Genomic DNA, 16,960 nt, shown 5'->3' with positions numbered 1-16,960 from the left:
GGACCACTCACAATCCCTTGGGTTAAACCACCAATATGACGCCCTTTCCAAACACCGGCTTTCTGGCCGAGGCATCTGACCGGCTGAGAACCATGCTATCGGCTCAGGCGACCGAGATCTCCTTGACCCAAGGAGATGTACTTTTTGAACAGGGGGACGAGGGCGACGCTCTCTATGCGATCCTTGAAGGAACGCTTGAAGTCTCCTTTCTGGCGATGAGCGGCCGCAAGCTGTCTCTGACCCTTATGAAACCCGGAGAAGTGTTTGGTGAGATCGGTCTGTTCGACAACGGCCCACGCACCGCCACCATTGCCGCCGCCGAGCCGTCTCGTGTTCTTCGCGTCCGACGCAAGGACGTCATGAACCAGATTCGTCAGCACCCCGACCTTGCGGTTGATATGATCAGGCTGGCCGGATTGCGGATGCGCTGGATGGGCTCTCAGTTGAACGAACAGGTCTTTTTGCCGATGCCGATCCGTCTGGCACGTAAACTGCTGCACCTGTCTGACCTGCAAGGCGACGCAAGCAATCGCATCACTCTGTCGCAAAGCGAACTGGCTGAATTCGTTGGCGCAACGCGAGAGGCGGTGTCAAAGACGATCTCGACCTGGAAGCGGGACAAAGTGGTCGAGGCATCGCGCGGTGGTCTTGAGATCCACGACTTTGACGCGCTGCGGGAACTTGCAGATTCTGATTTGATCTGACGGGCTGTGACCTGCTTCACATACTCTCCCAGTCGTTAAGACTATCTTAATAACTGTTACCGTAGGAGGTCAGAGAATCATCCCCGATATCTGTCCACTGACCTCTCCCTGTATCAGAGCCACGTGCCTTCCCCGGCGCGTGGCTCTTTCTATTAGCCAGCCTTAAAAAAGCGCGAAAAACAAAAGGCCAGAGCGCTTGCTCTGGCCTTCCACTGTTTTTTGCAAGTTGATTACTGTTCCAGACTCAGCGCGACAAAGCGAGGATCTCCGCCGCGACGTACCAGCAGAAGCAGCGATTTGCGCCCTGCTTCGCCTGCTTCCACCATGCGCGTTTCGAAATCTTCGATCGATGTTACTTTTTGCTGCCCGGCCTCAGTAATCAGGTCACCAGCGCGCAAACCTTTGGCATAGGCTTCCGACGCTTCATCAACTTCGGTCACCACAAGACCTTCGGCCTCTGCATCCAAGGCCAAATCTGACCGTAGCTCATCCGTCAGTGGTGAGATGGTCAGGCCCAGAATATCGGCGTTTTCTTCAACCGGCGCTTCGGGCGCATCTTCTTCACTGCTCTCAGACCGCTCAGCGTCTTCGCGGCGGCCCAACGTCACCAGAACGGTCTGCGTTCCGCCGTCGCGATGCACCACAACACGGACTGCTTTGCCAACTGTGGTCTCTCCTACCTGACGGACCAGACCACGGGTATCTTCGACCTCGACCCCATCAAAGCTGAGGATCACGTCGCCTGCCAGCAGCCCGGCGTCCTTGGCCGGACCATCCGGCACGTCACTGATCAGCGCGCCGCCCGGTTTGTCCAGACCCATCGCCTCGGCCATATCCTCGGTCACGTCCTGAATGCGCACACCCAGCCAACCACGGCGCGTTTCACCGAACTCGCGCAGCTGGTCCACGACCTTGATCACGACGTTTGACGCCATCGAAAAACCAATCCCGATCGAGCCGCCATTGGGGGAAAGGATCGCGGTGTTCACTCCGATTACCTCGCCCTCCATGTTGAAAAGCGGACCGCCCGAGTTACCCCGGTTGATTGCGGCATCCGTCTGAATGTAGTCATCATACGATCCGCTGAGCGCCCGATTGCGCGCAGATACGATACCGGCCGAGACCGAGAATCCCTGACCCAACGGATTACCCATTGCAATCACCCAATCGCCCACGCGGGCCACATCGCTGTCACCGAACTGCACATATTGCAGCGGCCCCGACGCCTCGACCTTAAGAAGCGCGATATCGGTTTTCTCATCGGTGCCAATCACTTTGGCGGGCAGCTCTTTTACAGGCTGACCATCGCCGGGGAAGAACTCGATCAGGATTTCATCGGCTTCTGCGATGACGTGATTGTTGGTTACGATGAACCCATCTTCAGAAATCACAAATCCCGAGCCCAGCGCATTACTGCGGCGCGGGGCGTTCTGACCATTATTCCCGCGGTCCTGAAATTCGCGGAAAAAATCCTCAAACGGAGACCCTTCGGGTACGATCCCCTGAGGACCGGATTGGCCTTCGATCAGAGTTGACGTTGTGATGTTGACCACCGCCGGGCTGATCTTTTCGGCCAGAGGAGCAAGGCTTTCGCCCCGTGCCTGCGCGGCGACGGTCTGCGCCAGCACCAACAGCATCCCGACAAAGGCCAACCACATCAGCCGCGTGAAACCAACAACCTCGTCCCGCCGGACGGAAATACTGCGCGCTTGTGCCTGCACTTGGGAACTCCTTGTCGTCAACTCTAACTGGATCGCCCTTAGGCGTTCCTCCTTGGCAACCAATGTAGTCGGTTTGGCCAAGCCCGCAACTGAGGATCGCGGAGAAATCACCGGCAAGTGAAAACCCTGTGTTAAAACCCGACCTGATGCGCGCCCCACAGCAGCACCAATCCACTGACCACACAAAGCAGCCCCGCCAGTCGCCGTGCTTGTTCGGGCAGCGCACGCAGCGCCTCGAGCATACGCTCAATAAGCGAAGGGGCCAGCGCATAGGCCAGCCCCTCGACAATCAACACCAGCCCGAAGGCCAGAAGGATCATGCCCATTACCGACCGCCTTGGCCGGAAGGCGACTTCAGATAGTTAAAGAACTCAGAGTCCGGACTCAGAACTAACGAGCTGTTGCCCCCCTGCAGCGCCTGTTCATAGGCCGACAGGGAACGGTAGAACTCAAAGAACTCAGGATCCGCACCATAGGCTTCGGCAAAGATCGCGTTGCGTTCGGCGTCGGCTTCACCACGAATGATCTCGGCCTCTCGGTTTGCATCCGAGACCAGTTCAACCACAGTACGATCAGCCTGCGCCCGCACACGCTGCGCCGCCTCGTTACCACGGGCGCGCTCATCGGTGGCCTCACGTTCCCGCTCGGCTTTCATCCGGTCAAAGGTCGCCTGCAGGTTGGCCTGCGGCAGATCTGTTGCTTTCAGACGTACGTCGATAACAGTCACACCCAGCGCGCGTGCTTCAGCAATCGCGCTGTTGCGAATGCGCAGCATCAGTGCGGCCCGGTCCGAACTAAGAATATCGCGGGACGACACCGAACCCAGGACCTCACGGGTCTCGGCACGAAGGATGCTATCCAGACGATTTTCGGCAACCGGGATGCCACCGGTACCAACAGCCTGACGGAACTGGTTCAGGTCCGCGATCCGGTACCGGGCAAAGGCATCGACCACCAGACGTCGATCATCCAGAGGCGTGACTTCAAGCGGTTGTACGTCGATCGACAGAATGCGGTCGTCATAGCGCACGACCTCATCAAAGATCGGCAGTTTAAAGGCAAGGCCCGGCGTTTCCTTGACATCGACAACTCGGCCAAACCGCAGAACCAGAGCACGTTCGCGCTCATCGACGATAAAGATCGAAGACAGTCCAAGGACGCCGATAATTACAAGGATGATGAGGATAATGGGTGATTTACGCATCAGTTGCTCTCCTGCCCAGAGTTGCGGCGCAGTTCGTTCAACGGCAGGTAAGGTACAACCCCCTGCCCCGAACCGGTCGAGTTCTCATCAAGGATGATCTTGTCGACATCTCCCAAAACCTGCTCCATCCGTTCCAGATACAGGCGCTTGCGCGTCACTTCAGGTGCCTTGCTGTATTCTTCCAGAACCGCGCTGAAACGGCTGGCCTCACCCTGTGCGCTGTTGATCTGTTGAGCGCGATACGCCTCCGCCTGTTCCAGAACCTGCGCGGCCTCACCACGGGCTTCCGCCAAAACTTGGTTGGCATAGGCGTCAGCAACGTTCTGCAATCGATCCCGCTCTTGCGCGGCAGCCTGAACGTCACGGAAGGCGGCGATCACGTCTTGCGGCGGGTCGGCTTTGTCAAAGTTCACACGAATGATGTTTACGCCCGAATCGTAGCTGTCCATCGTGGACTGGATCAACTCTTGCAGGCGTTCACCGATGATACCACGATCCCGGTTCAGGATCGGCGCCAGCTCGCTTTGAGCAATAATCTCACGCATCGCCGATTCCGACACAGCCTGGATGGTTTGGCGCGGATCACGCAGGTTGAACAGGTATTTTGCCGGATCGTTGATGTTCCAGACAACCTGATAATCGATGTCTACTACGTTTTCGTCGCCGGTCAGCATAAGACCATCATCGCTACCGCGTGCACCGCCCATATCCTCGGTCTGTTCGCGCGTAACCGGGATGACTTCGGCAGTTACAAAGGGCCACGGGGCAAAGTTAAGACCGGGATTCCCGACAGAGGAGAACTCGCCCAGGAAAAGCTCTACCGACTGCTCTTCTGGTTTCACTGTGTAAAAACTAGCAGCCGCCCATAGTCCGGCCGCGACCAGCGCGCCAATTGCTATGGTCCCTTTGGTAAAGATGGGACCGCCGCCCCCGCTGCCCTGACCATTGCCGCCACGGCCCGAGCCACCACGACCGCCCATCAGAACGCGCAGTTGCTCTTGCCCTTTTTTCATCAGCTCGTCGATCTCGGGGATCTGCGGGCCATCGCCTTCGGGCGGGCGTTGCCCGTTCCCGTTGTTACCCCGATTTCCTCCGCCGCCAGAAGAGCCTCCGCCCCCCCAGGGGCCACCGCTGTTGCCCGCCATGTGTATCTATTCCCTTGTGTTGGACCGTGTGATCACGGGTTCCCTTGTAACTTGTGTGCGCGCGGTTGCAAATCAAGCAGTGCGCACAGGTTGCCGCATTGTCACCAGCTCTTCGGCCATGACTGGGTGAACCGCAACCGTCCGATCAAAATCTTCCTTGGTCGCGCCCATTTTTACGGCGATTCCGGCCAGCTGGATCATTTCACCTGCGCCGGGGGCGACAATGTGACAGCCCAGAACCTTGCGTGTCGCCTGAGACACGATCAGCTTCATCAGTACCCTCTGAGTACCACCTGCAAACGCCTTTTGCATTGGCTTGAACGAAGTAGCATACACCTCGATCGGCTCCTGCGCGGCGGCATCTTCTTCGCTCAGGCCCACAGTGCCCATTTCGGGCTGGGTGAAAATGGCGGTGGGGATGAGGTCATGATCCACGGGCGTGGGGTTGCCCTTGAACACGGTTTCCACAAAAGCCATGCCCTCGCGGATCGCAACCGGGGTCAAGTTTACACGATCAGTCACATCACCGATGGCATAAATCGAAGGCACGCCGGTCTGGCTGTATTCATCAACGATGATCTCACCTTTACGGCCACGCTCAACACCTACGGCCTCAAGCCCCAGGTTATCTGCATTGGGCGCACGACCGGTGGCGTACATGACCACGTCGAACTGATCCTCGGTGCCGTCGGTGGCCTTGACGCGGATCTTGTCGCCCTCTTTCGTCATCTCAAGCACATTGGTGCCCAGACGCACGTCGATGCCGTTCTGGCGCATCTCTTCACAGATCAGACCGCGCGCCTCTTCGTCAAAGCCGCGCAGAATCTGCGCGCCGCGATAGAACTGAGTCGTTTTCACGCCCAACCCGTTCATGATCCCGGCAAATTCGCTGGCGATATAACCGCCGCCAACGATCAGAATGCTTTCGGGCAGTTTCGGCAGGTGGAAAATCTCGTTCGAGGTGATCGCCAACTCTGACCCGGGGAAGTCCGGCACAACCGGGCGACCGCCGGTGGCGATCAGGATGTGCTTGGCGGTCTTGCGGGTACCGTCGGCCAGTTCGACCGTATGCGCATCAACGATATGTGCGCGCTGGTCAAAGCTTTCGACGCCGTTGTTTTTCAGGATATTACGGTAGATACCTTCCAGCCGGTCCAGTTCCGTCACCAGCTTGCCGTGGAACGTATCCCAGTCAAACCCGCCGGGCTGTATATCCCAACCATAGGCTTGCGCGTCACCGACCATGCCCGAAAACTCGCTGGCGAAGACCATCAGCTTTTTGGGCACACAGCCCCGAATGACACAGGTGCCGCCATAGCGATCTTCTTCGGCCAAGGCCACTTTGGCCCCGTTTTCGCCCGCCGCCACACGCGCTGCGCGGACCCCGCCCGAGCCGCCTCCGATGACGAAAAGATCATAGTCAAAGCTCATCCTGAGTTCCTTTTTGTCAGGCCAAAATTCGTTGAGTATCTGGGGTCGAATACCGCACTGCCAACCCTTGGTCGCCCAAAAAATCCGTCATCGGGCCAAGTTTAGTCCGCTATATCCAGAAATAGGTTCTCGCTGTTGTCTGGCGAATGCTCGGTCTCGACCGTTCCTTCATTGATATCCCGGATTTCTACTCGGCCATTTCCATGCCCGACTACAACCTTGTCGCAGATATCAATAAACAACCCGTTCTCGACGACGCCCGGCACCTGGTTCAGAACCAACGCCAACTGTCGGGCGTTTCCGATACGTTGCAGGTGCAGATCAAGGATATGGTTGCCTTCATCTGTAACAAACGGAGCTTCACCATTGAGACGCAGGGTCGTCGAGGTTCCAAGGACGTCCATCGTGTCCAAAACCTCCTCCACCAAAGTTCGGGTCGTTTGCCAGCCGAAGGGGATAACTTCCAAGGGCAAAGGAAAAGCGCCCAGCGTTTCGACTTGTTTGCCCGCATCCGCGATAACCACCATCTGATCGCTGGCGGTCGCCACGATCTTTTCCTGCAAATGCGCGCCACCGCCGCCTTTTATGAGATTGAGTTCCCGATCAAACTCATCGGCACCGTCGATCGTCATATCCAGCCATCCGGCCTGATCCAGCGAGACAACCTCGATCCCGACCTCGCGCGCCAGTTGGGCTGTCCGGGTCGAAGTTGGAACGCCTTTGATCTTCAACCCCTCTTTTTGCACCCTGTCGCCCAACCGGCGGACCATCCATTCAGCTGTCGACCCGGTGCCCAACCCAACCCGCATGCCGTCCTGAACCATGTCGGCTGCACGGCGCGCGGCGACGTATTTTGCCGTGTCGATGGGTGACATCCCTACGGTCATTGCAGCATCCCCCTGTTTTGCTGCCGAAACTTATACGGAAGGACTGCACCAACTGCGAGACCGAATCCGCCAATTCCTCGGCGAACCAATGCCAAACTACGCGTTTCCTATGGGAAACGTCGCAATCGAGACTTTCGGGAATTGGTGTACGGTATAGATAGGTTTCATGGACACGCGATATCGCCTTCACTACGCCCCTGACAACGCCTCGCTGGTGATCCGGCTGGTGCTGGAGGAGATGCGCCTGCCCTACGATACCGTATTGGTTGACCGCGCCCGAAATCAGCAAGCCAGCAGCGCATATCTTGCGCTTAATCCCAACGGGTTGATCCCTGTTCTTGAAACGCCCCAAGGGCCGGTTTTTGAAACCGCCGCCATTCTGCTTTGGTTAACTGACACACACAAACAGATGGCTCCCGCCGCCGACAATCCGGGCCGCGCCGCGTTTCTGAAATGGCTATTCTTCGCTTCGAACACCTTGCATGCCGACATGCGGATTCTGTTCTACGCGGACAAGTACATTGATGCAGTTCAGGCCGAAACACTGCGCGAAGGCATCCGCCCACGCCTGCGCCATCACCTGAAACTGCTTGAATCCGTGGCCGCAGGCGCGCCCGAGTGGTTTCGGGCAGACGAACCATCTGCTTTGACCTATTACATTGCGTGTATGATGAGATGGATGGCGCTGTATCCTACGGGTTCGGATCACAGTTGGTACCAAATGGCAGATACACCGCACCTGCAGCACATTCTGATGAATTTGGAAACCCGTACTGCAACGCGCGCCGCAATCGCGGCCGAGGGGTTGGGGGTCACACCCTTTACCTCACCCACATACGCTAACCCTCCGGAAGGCTCTGCTATCTGATATGTTCCTGTCAGTCTTCGATATGTTCAAAGTGGGCATCGGCCCGTCTTCATCGCACACAATGGGGCCGATGGTCGCCGCTGCGCGGTTTCTAGACCAGATGCGGGCGTCGCCCTTCGAATTTACAGGGCTGCGTGGGTCTTTGCATGGTTCGTTGGCGTTCACCGGCGTAGGGCACGCAACTGACCGGGCAACCATTCTGGGCCTCGCTGGATTTGTACCCGATACCTACGACCACGCCATGGCCGAGGCCGCGCTGGCCGAGATCCATGAGACGCACAGCGTTTCTCCCGAGGGGCTGCCCACGCTTGAGTTCAATCCCAAGACTGACTTGGTCTTTGACTATGAACATCACCTTTCGGGCCATGCAAACGGCATGATCCTTATGGCCACAGATGCACAAGGCGACGTCATCCTGCGCCAGGTCTTCTACTCGATCGGTGGCGGCTTTGTTCTGACCGAAGAAGAACTGGCCGAGGGCAAAGCGACAGACGAAGGTGCTCCTGTGCCCTTCCCGTTCAAGTCGGCGGTCGAGATGCTGGACATGGCCAAGACCAGCGGCAAGAGCATCGCCGAAATGAAGCGCGCCAACGAAATCTCGCGCGGCTGTGCAGACAGTTTTGCCAAAGGCACTGCGCGGCTGTGGCAAGTGATGAATGACTGCATCGAGCGCGGCCTGACCACCGACGGCATTCTGCCCGGCGGTCTTCATGTGCGTCGCCGGGCCAAGGGTATCCACGATGCGCTGCAGGCCGAACGCGGCATGAACCTGAACGCGCCTCATACAATCAACGATTGGATGAGCGTTTACGCCATGGCAGTGAATGAGGAAAACGCCGCCGGAGGTCAGGTGGTCACCGCCCCAACCAACGGCGCTGCCGGTGTTCTACCTGCCGTATTGCGGTATTACCTGGACCACGTGCCGGGCGCCTCGGAAAGCCGCATCGAAGACTTTCTTCTGACTGCCGCGGCCATCGGAGGGCTGGTTAAGTTCAACGCTTCGATTTCTGGGGCTGAAGCCGGATGCCAGGCCGAGGTGGGCAGTGCGTCTGCCATGGCCGCTGCAGGGTTGTGCGCGGTTATGGGCGGAACGCCCGAACAGGTAGAAAACGCCGCCGAGATCGCACTGGAGCACCATTTGGGCATGACCTGTGACCCGGTTGCAGGATTGGTGCAGGTGCCGTGCATCGAACGCAACGGGCTTGGGGCGATCAAGGCCGTCTCGGCAGCGTCACTGGCGCTGCGCGGGGATGGTCATCACTTTGTGCCCTTGGATGCGGTGATCGAGACCATGCGCCAAACCGGCCATGACATGCACGAGAAATACAAAGAGACCTCGTTGGGCGGTCTTGCTGTGAACGTACCGAACTGCTGACACTTCGGCTTTCATCGGCCGTTTAAACGGCTTAGCGTAATCGATATGACAGTCGATCGCCCCGTTCTTGGCATCATGCTGATGCTTGGCTTTTGCATCCTCGCCCCCGCAGGCGACGCGATGGCCAAACTGCTGGGCGAGACAACACCGGTCGCGATGCTGGTCTTCGTCCGGTTTGCCGTTCAGGCGTTGGCGCTGGCACCTCTGGTTGCGTTGACTGGACGTGCTTGGAAGATGCAAGGCCGCGCGCTGCGGCTGACGGTTGTGCGGACAATTCTGCACATCATCGGCATCAGCGCGATGTTTACGTCTCTGCAATACCTGCCTTTGGCGGACGCGGTCGCCATTGTCTTTGTTATGCCTTTCATCATGCTTTTGCTGGGTAAATACGTGCTGGGAGAGGAAGTGGGCCTGCGCCGCCTGATCGCGTGTATCGTAGGGTTCATTGGTACTTTGCTTGTCATCCAGCCAAGCTTTGCGCAAGTCGGCGATGCGGCTTTGCTACCGCTTGTGGTTGCTGTTGTTTTCGCCTTGTTCATGCTGGTCACCCGGCAAATCGCCAAACAGACCGATCCGATTTCCCTGCAAGCGGTGTCGGGCGCACTGGCCTCAGTGATGATGTTACCGTTTCTTCTGATCGGAACCGCCGCGGGTGCATGGGAACTGTCTTTGATCGCACCGACCGGCAACACGTATGTGTTGCTTTGGGCCATTGGACTGCTGGGTACGGTGGCACATCTGTTCATGACGTGGTCGCTGCGCTATGCGCCCTCGGCCACACTTGCCCCAATGCAATATCTTGAGATACCGGTGGCCACCCTGTTCGGCTGGTTTATCTTCCGTGACCTGCCCAACGGCATCGCCGCCGTTGGCATCTCCATAACGATCGCTTCGGGGCTTTACGTCATTCTAAGAGAGCGGGCCAGCGCCCGGTCTGCCCCGACAGAAACGCCTGCATGACCTGATCCAAAGCGTCGCGCGGCAGCATCACAAGCATACCCGGCCCGTCCATCTGCAACTCCACATCAGACACCGCACGATTGGACGTCCCAATCTGCCCATTCGGAGCAAACTGCAAACCGTCTACGGGCCATTCCAACCCCTGACTCCGCCCCGTTACATGCCGAAATGGAAACAATGAAACCACATCGCCCGATCCTAAATTGAGCGAGATCTGAGGCGGCGCATGAAATACGACTTCATGCGATCCAATCAAGATACAAGGCCGATCTTGCCTAACAGACAGAGTGTTAAGCACCGCTAGCTGATGATCCAGTCGCCCTCCCAGAAAGCCGACGCCCAGCGCCAATGGCGTATCTATGCTGCGCAGGGCCTTATCGAAATCCGTGCTATCCTGTTCACAAATTCGAAACAGTCGATCTGGTGGAATCTGAGCCTCTGCAACGGCCTCAAGCGAATCAAAATCCCCAACTACGGCATCGGGAACCAGTCCAAATCGCATCAAATGATTTGCCCCACCATCAGCAGCGACGACGCATTTGGCGCGAATCAGCGTCTGATTCAGATCCTCCGGCCCGATTTGTCCACCGCCGACCAACAAAACTGGCTCGTTTGTACGCACAATCGGTATATTTTTTCCTAGATTGATCATTTTTCCCGGATTTGGACACATTGAGACCACAAAATGATAGGTTCATGGGCATAGTTCTGGGTCAACAGCTATACCTTCTGACGGGTGGGTTGGCTCTCGTAGTTTGTAAAGGACGTGCGTCTGATGGTACAGAATAACAAGGTATTGACCGTTTCCTACGGCACCTTCTCATGCACATTGGAAGGCTTCGACGACTCTTTCGAGACGATGAAGGCGATTGCAGAGTACTTCCGCGATCTGGCTGCGGAAGATCGCTATTTCGGATCGGAGCCCCCTCAGCCGGATGCGGAAATGCTGGCGCGTATTGCGCAGCGTGATGCCGCGCGGCGGATCGAAGCCAGCCATGACGATCACGGGCTTGTATTACGCTCGACAGATCAGCCCGCGCCCGCACCCATCGCTTCTGCCCCGCTCCCAACGCCCACGGCACGGGCGCAAGAACCAACTGTGCCCGAAACTGACCCGTCATCAAATGCAGAGCCACTCGCAGCAGACAGTATTGCCGCCAAGCTTCAGCGCATTCGGGCCGTGGTTTCTCATACCGACGAAAACACAGTCATCTACGCCGAGGACGAAGAAACGTCGCTGATGAATGCCGATGCCGGCCCCAGCGACGCTGTCGCGGCCGCGTTTGCGGCTGGAACCCTAAGCTCTTCGGATTTCGAAGAAGAGGCTCAAGGCACCCCGACTCTTGAGACTGAAGCTCCTGATTTTCAAGGTGCCGATTTCGAGGAAGCCCTGGAGGAACCCAAACAGGAAGACCCCACCGCTTTCCAACAAGAACCGGCCTTCGGAGACCATGCGGAACCAGACCAGAAACCTGCGATGGATGAACCCGCGAGGGTGAACGAACCGCCCGTAGCGCAGGAACCGCTGGAGGCACAAGAAGAGACCGAACTAGCCGCCGGATTCGAACAAACTGATCTTCAGGACGAACCGTCCTCTCAAGACAATGCGCCTGAGGAAGACGAAGAAATCGTGAACATCCTCAGCGATTACGCCATGGATGACGAGGCCGCGACCGAGGATGAGGATGAAGACGAAGAGGTACTTCCCGAAGGTTTCCTGACGGCAAACGACGAAGAAGACCTGCTGAGCGAAATTTCGAACGTTGAAGAGTTCCTGGCACGGCGCGCTGCAGACTCTGGCGCGGACGTATCCGGCATGGACCAGGACGTGTCGCGGTTGATGGACAAAGCCGACGTCCAAATGGACGACCCCGCAGCCAGCGACCAGCGCGAGACCTATTCGCATTTGCGCGCTGCCGTCGCGGCGACTGAAGCCGAACGCAGTGGCAAGGCTCCTGAAAGGACTCTGGCGGACGCCGATGAGGACGAGTACCGGGATATGACCTCGTCCATCAGCCCCCGCCGCCCTGAGGTTGAGGTAACAAGCACACGTCCGCAGCCCGAGGCACTGGCCCCACTGAAACTGGTCGCTGAACAGCGCGTTGATACACAAGCATCATCTGACGACCCTGTAACCCCACGCCGCGTCCGAGCGCAGGAACAAGACAACGCGACCGAAGAAGGCGGATTTGCTCTTTATGCTCAGGAACAGGGTGCCCAATCCCTGCCGGACCTTCTAGAGGCCGCAGCGTCCTACTTGTCCTTTGTCGAAGGTCAGGAACAATTCTCGCGTCCGCAGCTTATGAACAAAATCCGCTCATTGAAGCAGGATGAGTTCAATCGAGAAGAGAGCCTACGCTCGTTTGGGCAGCTTTTGCGCGACGGCAAAATCGAAAAAGCCGGGGGCGGTCGGTTCGCGGCCTCTACTCAGATCGGGTTCCGACCCGATGATGACGAGCGCGCTGCGGGCTGACGGCCAGTAAACACGAAGATGAAAGAGGTCCGAGTTTTCTCGGGCCTCTTTTTTATGCCTTTTCCAATCCTCGGCGGATTAATGCGGGAATGACGAAACGTCAGCTATGCTGCAGTGCAGAAAAATGATAGTATCGAAACTGTAGAAACTAGTCCTATAGACACTGTTCAAGCAGAGGCTAAGCCATGTATGAACTACCAATTCGACGACTAAGAATTTACGATACGCCGAAAGTTACAAGCCATTTCAACAGCCTGGACACCGATGCACTCGCATCGCGATTTGGTGCTCCGGTTAGCCGCACCTTCCTGGACGCTTACCTAAGCCGGATCTTTGATGACGGTGCTTTGGTGTACGGTGCGTTTCCCGACTCCTGTTTGCGCGGCGTTGGGGAATTGCGAACAGTACCAAACCGCCAAAATCAGGTGGCTGAGCTAGCCTTTACCGTAGAAACCGCCTGGCAGGACCGAGGCATCGGCGACGCGCTTTTATCCCGGATCATTGCCGCCGCCCGAAATCGCGGGTTTCGCGAAGTTCACATGATGTGTTTGGCGACCAACCAAAGAATGCGCCGCTTGGCGTCTAAACACAAAGCCGATCTGAAACTGGTCACGGGTCAGGTCGAGGCGACCCTGACCCCCCCATGGCCCACGCCTTTCAGCCTGGTCGAAGAAATCTCGGGCGAATACCATGCACTCGCTCGGGCCATCCTGACCTGGCCCAGAATTGAGGTCAGGGGCGGCCGTTAGAACCGCCCTATTCAGACGGATTATCCGGATCCTCTTTTCCGACGCCCTTAAATACGAATTTGAATGGCAACGCCCAAAGAATACCGAGCACCACGTAGATCAGGAATTCCAGCCAAATCGGTGGGCGGTCCAACCAGTTGACCACAGTCACAACTGCGACGATGTACAGTGGCAGCCCAACCAGCAAAAGCACCAGCGACCACCGCCGCCGGGCTTTATAGCTAAGGCCGGTTTTCTCGTTATCGCTCATCAGTCGGCAAACGGGTCGGTCACCAGAATGGTGTCATCCCGCTCCGGGCTGGTGGACAAAAGGGCAACCGGGCATTCGATCAGTTCTTCGACCCGACGCACATATTTGATTGCGTTGGCCGGCAGGTCGGCCCAGCTGCGCGCGCCTTCGGTGGATTCGCTCCAACCCGGCATTTCTTCGTAAATCGGTGTGCAGCGTGCCTGCTGATCCGCGGCGGTGGGTAGATAGTCCAGACGTTCGCCATCCAGATCGTAGCCGACGCAGATTTTCAGCGTCTCGAACCCGTCCAGAACATCCAGCTTGGTCAGCGAGATGCCGTTCACACCGCTGGTCGCGCAGGTCTGGCGGACCAGACAGGCGTCAAACCAGCCGCACCGGCGCTTACGTCCGGTGGTGGTGCCGAACTCATGTCCACGCTCACCCAGACGCCGCCCATCTGCGTCGTCCAACTCGGTCGGGAACGGACCCTCGCCCACGCGGGTTGTATAGGCCTTCACGATGCCCAGAACAAAGTCGATCGAACCCGGGCCGATACCAACACCCGTGGCGGCCTGCCCTGCAATCACGTTGGAAGAGGTCACAAACGGATAGGTGCCAAAGTCGATATCCAGCAGGGCTCCCTGCGCACCTTCGAACAGAATGCGCTTACCGGCTTTGCGCTTTTCATTCAGCACTTTCCAGACCGGAGCCGCAAAGGGCAGGATTTCCGCCGCGATCTCTTTCAACTGCGCAATCAGCGCGTCACGGTCCACAGGTTCGATACCCAGTCCTTTGCGCAACGGATCATGATGCTGTAGCGCACGATCTACTCGGGCCTCCAGCGTCGCCTCATCGGCCAGATCAGCAACACGGACAGAGCGGCGACCCACTTTGTCTTCATAAGCTGGGCCGATACCACGGCCGGTGGTGCCGATCTTGGTACCTTTGCTGGCGGCTTCTTCGCGCGCCCGGTCCAGCTCGCCATGAATCGGCAGGATCAGCGGAGTATTTTCGGCAATCATCAGAGTGTCGGGCGAAATCTCGACACCTTGCGCGCGAATGGTGCCAATTTCCTTGAGCAGATGCCACGGGTCCAGCACCACGCCATTACCGATCACGCTCAGCTTGCCGCCCCGCACAACGCCCGATGGTAGTGCGTGCAGCTTATAGACTTCGCCTTCGATGACCAGGGTATGCCCGGCATTGTGCCCGCCCTGAAAACGCGCGATCACGTCTGCCCGCTCGCTTAGCCAGTCGACGATCTTGCCTTTTCCTTCGTCACCCCACTGGGCGCCGACAACAACCACATTGGCCATACCCGGTCCTTTTGCGCTGAATTATCAAACCTCGCTCGTATAGCGAGGAGAACGCGGCAGGGAAACCGATAATTCGCCGCAGTTTTGAACCGCGCTGCGCGCGCTGCCTCCGGCGGAGGTATTTTTAGCCAGATGAAGAGCGGATCCCCTGCTTCATCTGGCCCCAAATACCTCGGGGGAGTCGCCCGGAACGGGCGGCGTGGGCAGAGCCCCCTACCCGCTTTGCCGTAAATGCACAGGTTGCCCGTGCGGCGTTGTCAGATACGCCTCTTCCCACGCTGACTGCAGGTTCGATATCTCATCAGATGCAGCCGCACCCTGTTCGTCAAGCAAGTTCTCAAGCGTCTCCAGCCACGCGTTGAAATAGTCATCGCCCCCGTCAAGCTGTCGGTCAAGACCGTGTTGTCTGAGGGTGCGTGAGAACATACTCGCCCAATCGGGCCAGTCGAATCGCCCGGCCTCGTTCAGGGCTACGGTCACGGCAAAAACCTGTGCGTGCCAAGGGTCAGAGAAGACAGGCTCAGGGGCGCTGAGGTTTGGGCAATTGGTCATGCCGGCTCCAGATAGCTTTGCCACAGGTCCAGTACGACCTCATCCCTTGGGTTATCCGGGTCCGCCCACAATTCTGACGCCGAGAAAACCACCGCATAGAGAGGTTCCGGCGCTTCGCCCAAACCATGCGCGCTGGAATCCGGCAGAACATGGGTGCCATGCAGACGCAGAATGCGCCCTGTTGCGCCAGAGGCGTAAATCGGCAGGCGCGTGTGCCCGCCATCGACCTTGCGATTGGCCGCAGGATGGGCCGTGCGCACCTGTTGCCCGATCTCGAACGCGACCGGCACGTCCGACGGGCGATCTGCCGGACCGCCCTTGGCAAGCGCGGTAGCCACCGCCTCAGCCTTCAGCATCCGTGCGGCCAGGGGGTGCGGATCGTCTGAGCCCGCCTCTGAGAAATCCTCGCGAGTCAGAACGCCCTTTTCCACCAGCAAATCGGTAAGGCCGGAGATCCACTTTTCATAGTAGGAGAACCGAGCATAATCCTTGGGCGACAATCTCTCTCGGGCGTGCCGCGATGTATCGATGTTCCACTGCCCCAGAAACCCGGCGGCCAGCGTCACCGCCAGCGCGCGGCCGTGCCAATTCTCGGCAAAGACCGGGGCGTCGTTAGGCTCGGGGTTGATCGGACCATCTCCAAAGCGGCCCCCCATGTCATGTACGCGGGTCATGCTAGTACCCTGGGCAAGCCTGTCCCGATCATACTGTCGCGAGTCACAAGCGCGGTTAGGGCATCTTCGTCCAGCCCCTCGGTGCCGCTGGGGCGCATGGGTAAGACCAAATAGCGAATCTCGGCCGTCGAATCCCAGACCCGCACGGCTGTCTCAACCGACAGGGTAACGCCAAACTCGGCCAACACCTTACGCGGTTCGCGCACAGCGCGGGCACGGTAAGCGTCAGACTTGTACCAGCCCGGAGGGATTCCCAGCAGCGGCCAAGGGTAGCAACTGCAAAGCGTGCAAACGACCATATTGTGCTGTTCGGGCGTGTTTTCGACCACCACGATATGCTCGCCCTGACGGCCATAGAACCCAAGATCGGCGACAACGGGCGTGGCGTCTTCAATCAAAGCACGTTTGAAATCCGGGTCCAGCCAAGCCTTTGCAACAACCCGTGCCCCGTTCTGAGGGCCAATCTTATTCTGGTAGGTATCAATGATCTCATCCAGCGCCGCCGGATCGATCAACCCTTTGCGGGTCAGAATCGTCTCCAGCGCCTTGACGCGCAGAGCGGGTTCGGGTGGCAAAAGGGCGTGCGGGTGGTCGTGATCGTCATGAGGCATGGCGGCAGGGTGCGCCAGCTTTCGCCGATCTGTCCAGTCCCTTTGCTGTGATAGGACACAT

18 protein-coding genes are annotated in these 16,960 nt (G+C 58.1%); 6 read left to right on the top strand and 12 right to left on the bottom strand.

The annotated features are described in order from the left end of the window. Nucleotides 1-35 precede the first annotated feature (35 nt). On the top strand, nucleotides 36-704 hold the full coding sequence (locus ACR0DX_RS03565; RefSeq protein WP_170352779.1) for a Crp/Fnr family transcriptional regulator: 669 nt from the start codon (nucleotides 36-38) through the stop codon (nucleotides 702-704). A 230-nt stretch (nucleotides 705-934) separates the two neighbouring features. On the opposite strand, the gene ACR0DX_RS03560 is transcribed toward ACR0DX_RS03565, so the two are convergent. From ACR0DX_RS03560 to rpiA, 6 genes are all read right to left on the bottom strand, one after another. Continuing rightward, nucleotides 935-2,425 carry a Do family serine endopeptidase gene (locus tag ACR0DX_RS03560; protein WP_480845184.1) on the bottom strand — a complete coding sequence of 497 codons (1,491 nt, stop codon included), beginning with the start codon at nucleotides 2,423-2,425 and terminating at the stop codon, nucleotides 935-937. A 131-nt stretch (nucleotides 2,426-2,556) separates the two neighbouring features. Continuing rightward, a complete protein-coding gene (locus ACR0DX_RS03555) occupies nucleotides 2,557-2,751 on the bottom strand; it encodes a DUF2065 domain-containing protein (RefSeq protein ID WP_170352778.1) in 195 nt (64 codons plus the stop codon). After that, nucleotides 2,751-3,629: a protease modulator HflC gene (hflC, locus tag ACR0DX_RS03550; RefSeq protein WP_170352777.1), complete on the bottom strand. Its 879-nt coding sequence runs from the start codon at nucleotides 3,627-3,629 to the stop codon at nucleotides 2,751-2,753. Before hflC ends, ACR0DX_RS03555 begins: the two co-directional genes overlap by 1 nt. After that, a complete protein-coding gene (gene hflK / locus ACR0DX_RS03545) occupies nucleotides 3,629-4,774 on the bottom strand; it encodes an FtsH protease activity modulator HflK (RefSeq protein ID WP_170352776.1) in 1,146 nt (381 codons plus the stop codon). The genes hflC and hflK overlap by 1 nt, the downstream gene beginning before the upstream one ends. Before the next feature lie 72 nt (nucleotides 4,775-4,846). Next, complete coding sequence (gene gor / locus ACR0DX_RS03540) at nucleotides 4,847-6,205, bottom strand: glutathione-disulfide reductase (protein WP_170352775.1); 1,359 nt, start codon at nucleotides 6,203-6,205, stop codon at nucleotides 4,847-4,849. 101 nt (nucleotides 6,206-6,306) lie between these two features. After that, nucleotides 6,307-7,092, bottom strand: coding sequence for a ribose-5-phosphate isomerase RpiA (gene rpiA, locus ACR0DX_RS03535; RefSeq protein ID WP_170352774.1), 786 nt, complete (start codon nucleotides 7,090-7,092; stop codon nucleotides 6,307-6,309). A gap of 166 nt (nucleotides 7,093-7,258) precedes the next feature. Between rpiA and ACR0DX_RS03530 the strand changes: the two genes are divergently transcribed. Genes ACR0DX_RS03530 through ACR0DX_RS03520 form a run of 3 tightly spaced genes read left to right on the top strand, consistent with a single transcriptional unit; the run spans nucleotide 7,259 to nucleotide 10,295 of the window. After that, the gene (locus tag ACR0DX_RS03530) at nucleotides 7,259-7,960 is read left to right on the top strand and encodes a glutathione S-transferase family protein (protein WP_170352773.1); all 702 of its coding nucleotides are present in this window, start codon (nucleotides 7,259-7,261) and stop codon (nucleotides 7,958-7,960) included. 1 nt (nucleotide 7,961) lies between these two features. Beyond that, nucleotides 7,962-9,335, top strand: a complete 1,374-nt coding sequence (locus tag ACR0DX_RS03525) for an L-serine ammonia-lyase (protein ID WP_170352772.1) — start codon at nucleotides 7,962-7,964, stop codon at nucleotides 9,333-9,335. 45 nt (nucleotides 9,336-9,380) lie between these two features. Beyond that, nucleotides 9,381-10,295 carry a DMT family transporter gene (locus tag ACR0DX_RS03520; RefSeq protein WP_480845178.1) on the top strand — a complete coding sequence of 305 codons (915 nt, stop codon included), beginning with the start codon at nucleotides 9,381-9,383 and terminating at the stop codon, nucleotides 10,293-10,295. Here the strand turns inward: ACR0DX_RS03520 and ACR0DX_RS03515 are convergent. After that, complete coding sequence (locus tag ACR0DX_RS03515; protein WP_170352770.1) at nucleotides 10,240-10,947, bottom strand: thiamine diphosphokinase; 708 nt, start codon at nucleotides 10,945-10,947, stop codon at nucleotides 10,240-10,242. The genes ACR0DX_RS03520 and ACR0DX_RS03515 overlap by 56 nt on opposite strands. A gap of 123 nt (nucleotides 10,948-11,070) precedes the next feature. On the opposite strand from ACR0DX_RS03515, the gene ACR0DX_RS03510 reads away from it, so the two are divergent. Both ACR0DX_RS03510 and ACR0DX_RS03505 read left to right on the top strand, forming a co-directional pair. After that, nucleotides 11,071-12,768 carry a hypothetical protein gene (locus ACR0DX_RS03510; RefSeq protein WP_170352769.1) on the top strand — a complete coding sequence of 566 codons (1,698 nt, stop codon included), beginning with the start codon at nucleotides 11,071-11,073 and terminating at the stop codon, nucleotides 12,766-12,768. A gap of 185 nt (nucleotides 12,769-12,953) precedes the next feature. Beyond that, entirely contained in the window at nucleotides 12,954-13,517 is a 564-nt protein-coding gene (locus ACR0DX_RS03505) for a GNAT family N-acetyltransferase (RefSeq protein WP_170527366.1), read from the top strand. 7 nt (nucleotides 13,518-13,524) lie between these two features. On the opposite strand, the gene ACR0DX_RS03500 is transcribed toward ACR0DX_RS03505, so the two are convergent. The 5 genes from ACR0DX_RS03500 to nthA form a co-directional block, all read right to left on the bottom strand. Continuing rightward, nucleotides 13,525-13,767, bottom strand: coding sequence for a DUF2842 domain-containing protein (locus tag ACR0DX_RS03500; protein WP_170352767.1), 243 nt, complete (start codon nucleotides 13,765-13,767; stop codon nucleotides 13,525-13,527). Further along, the gene (locus ACR0DX_RS03495; RefSeq protein ID WP_170724198.1) at nucleotides 13,767-15,062 is read right to left on the bottom strand and encodes an adenylosuccinate synthase; all 1,296 of its coding nucleotides are present in this window, start codon (nucleotides 15,060-15,062) and stop codon (nucleotides 13,767-13,769) included. The genes ACR0DX_RS03500 and ACR0DX_RS03495 overlap by 1 nt, the downstream gene beginning before the upstream one ends. A gap of 213 nt (nucleotides 15,063-15,275) precedes the next feature. Continuing rightward, a complete protein-coding gene (locus ACR0DX_RS03490; RefSeq protein ID WP_170352765.1) occupies nucleotides 15,276-15,614 on the bottom strand; it encodes a nitrile hydratase accessory protein in 339 nt (112 codons plus the stop codon). Further along, nucleotides 15,611-16,288 carry a nitrile hydratase subunit beta gene (nthB, locus tag ACR0DX_RS03485; protein WP_170352764.1) on the bottom strand — a complete coding sequence of 226 codons (678 nt, stop codon included), beginning with the start codon at nucleotides 16,286-16,288 and terminating at the stop codon, nucleotides 15,611-15,613. Before nthB ends, ACR0DX_RS03490 begins: the two co-directional genes overlap by 4 nt. Then, complete coding sequence (gene nthA / locus ACR0DX_RS03480) at nucleotides 16,285-16,899, bottom strand: nitrile hydratase subunit alpha (protein ID WP_170352763.1); 615 nt, start codon at nucleotides 16,897-16,899, stop codon at nucleotides 16,285-16,287. The genes nthB and nthA overlap by 4 nt, the downstream gene beginning before the upstream one ends. Nucleotides 16,900-16,960: the final 61 nt, after the last annotated feature.

The organism is Ruegeria sp. D3, from assembly GCF_056534465.1.
This window is presented reverse-complemented; position numbering and strand designations above follow the sequence as displayed.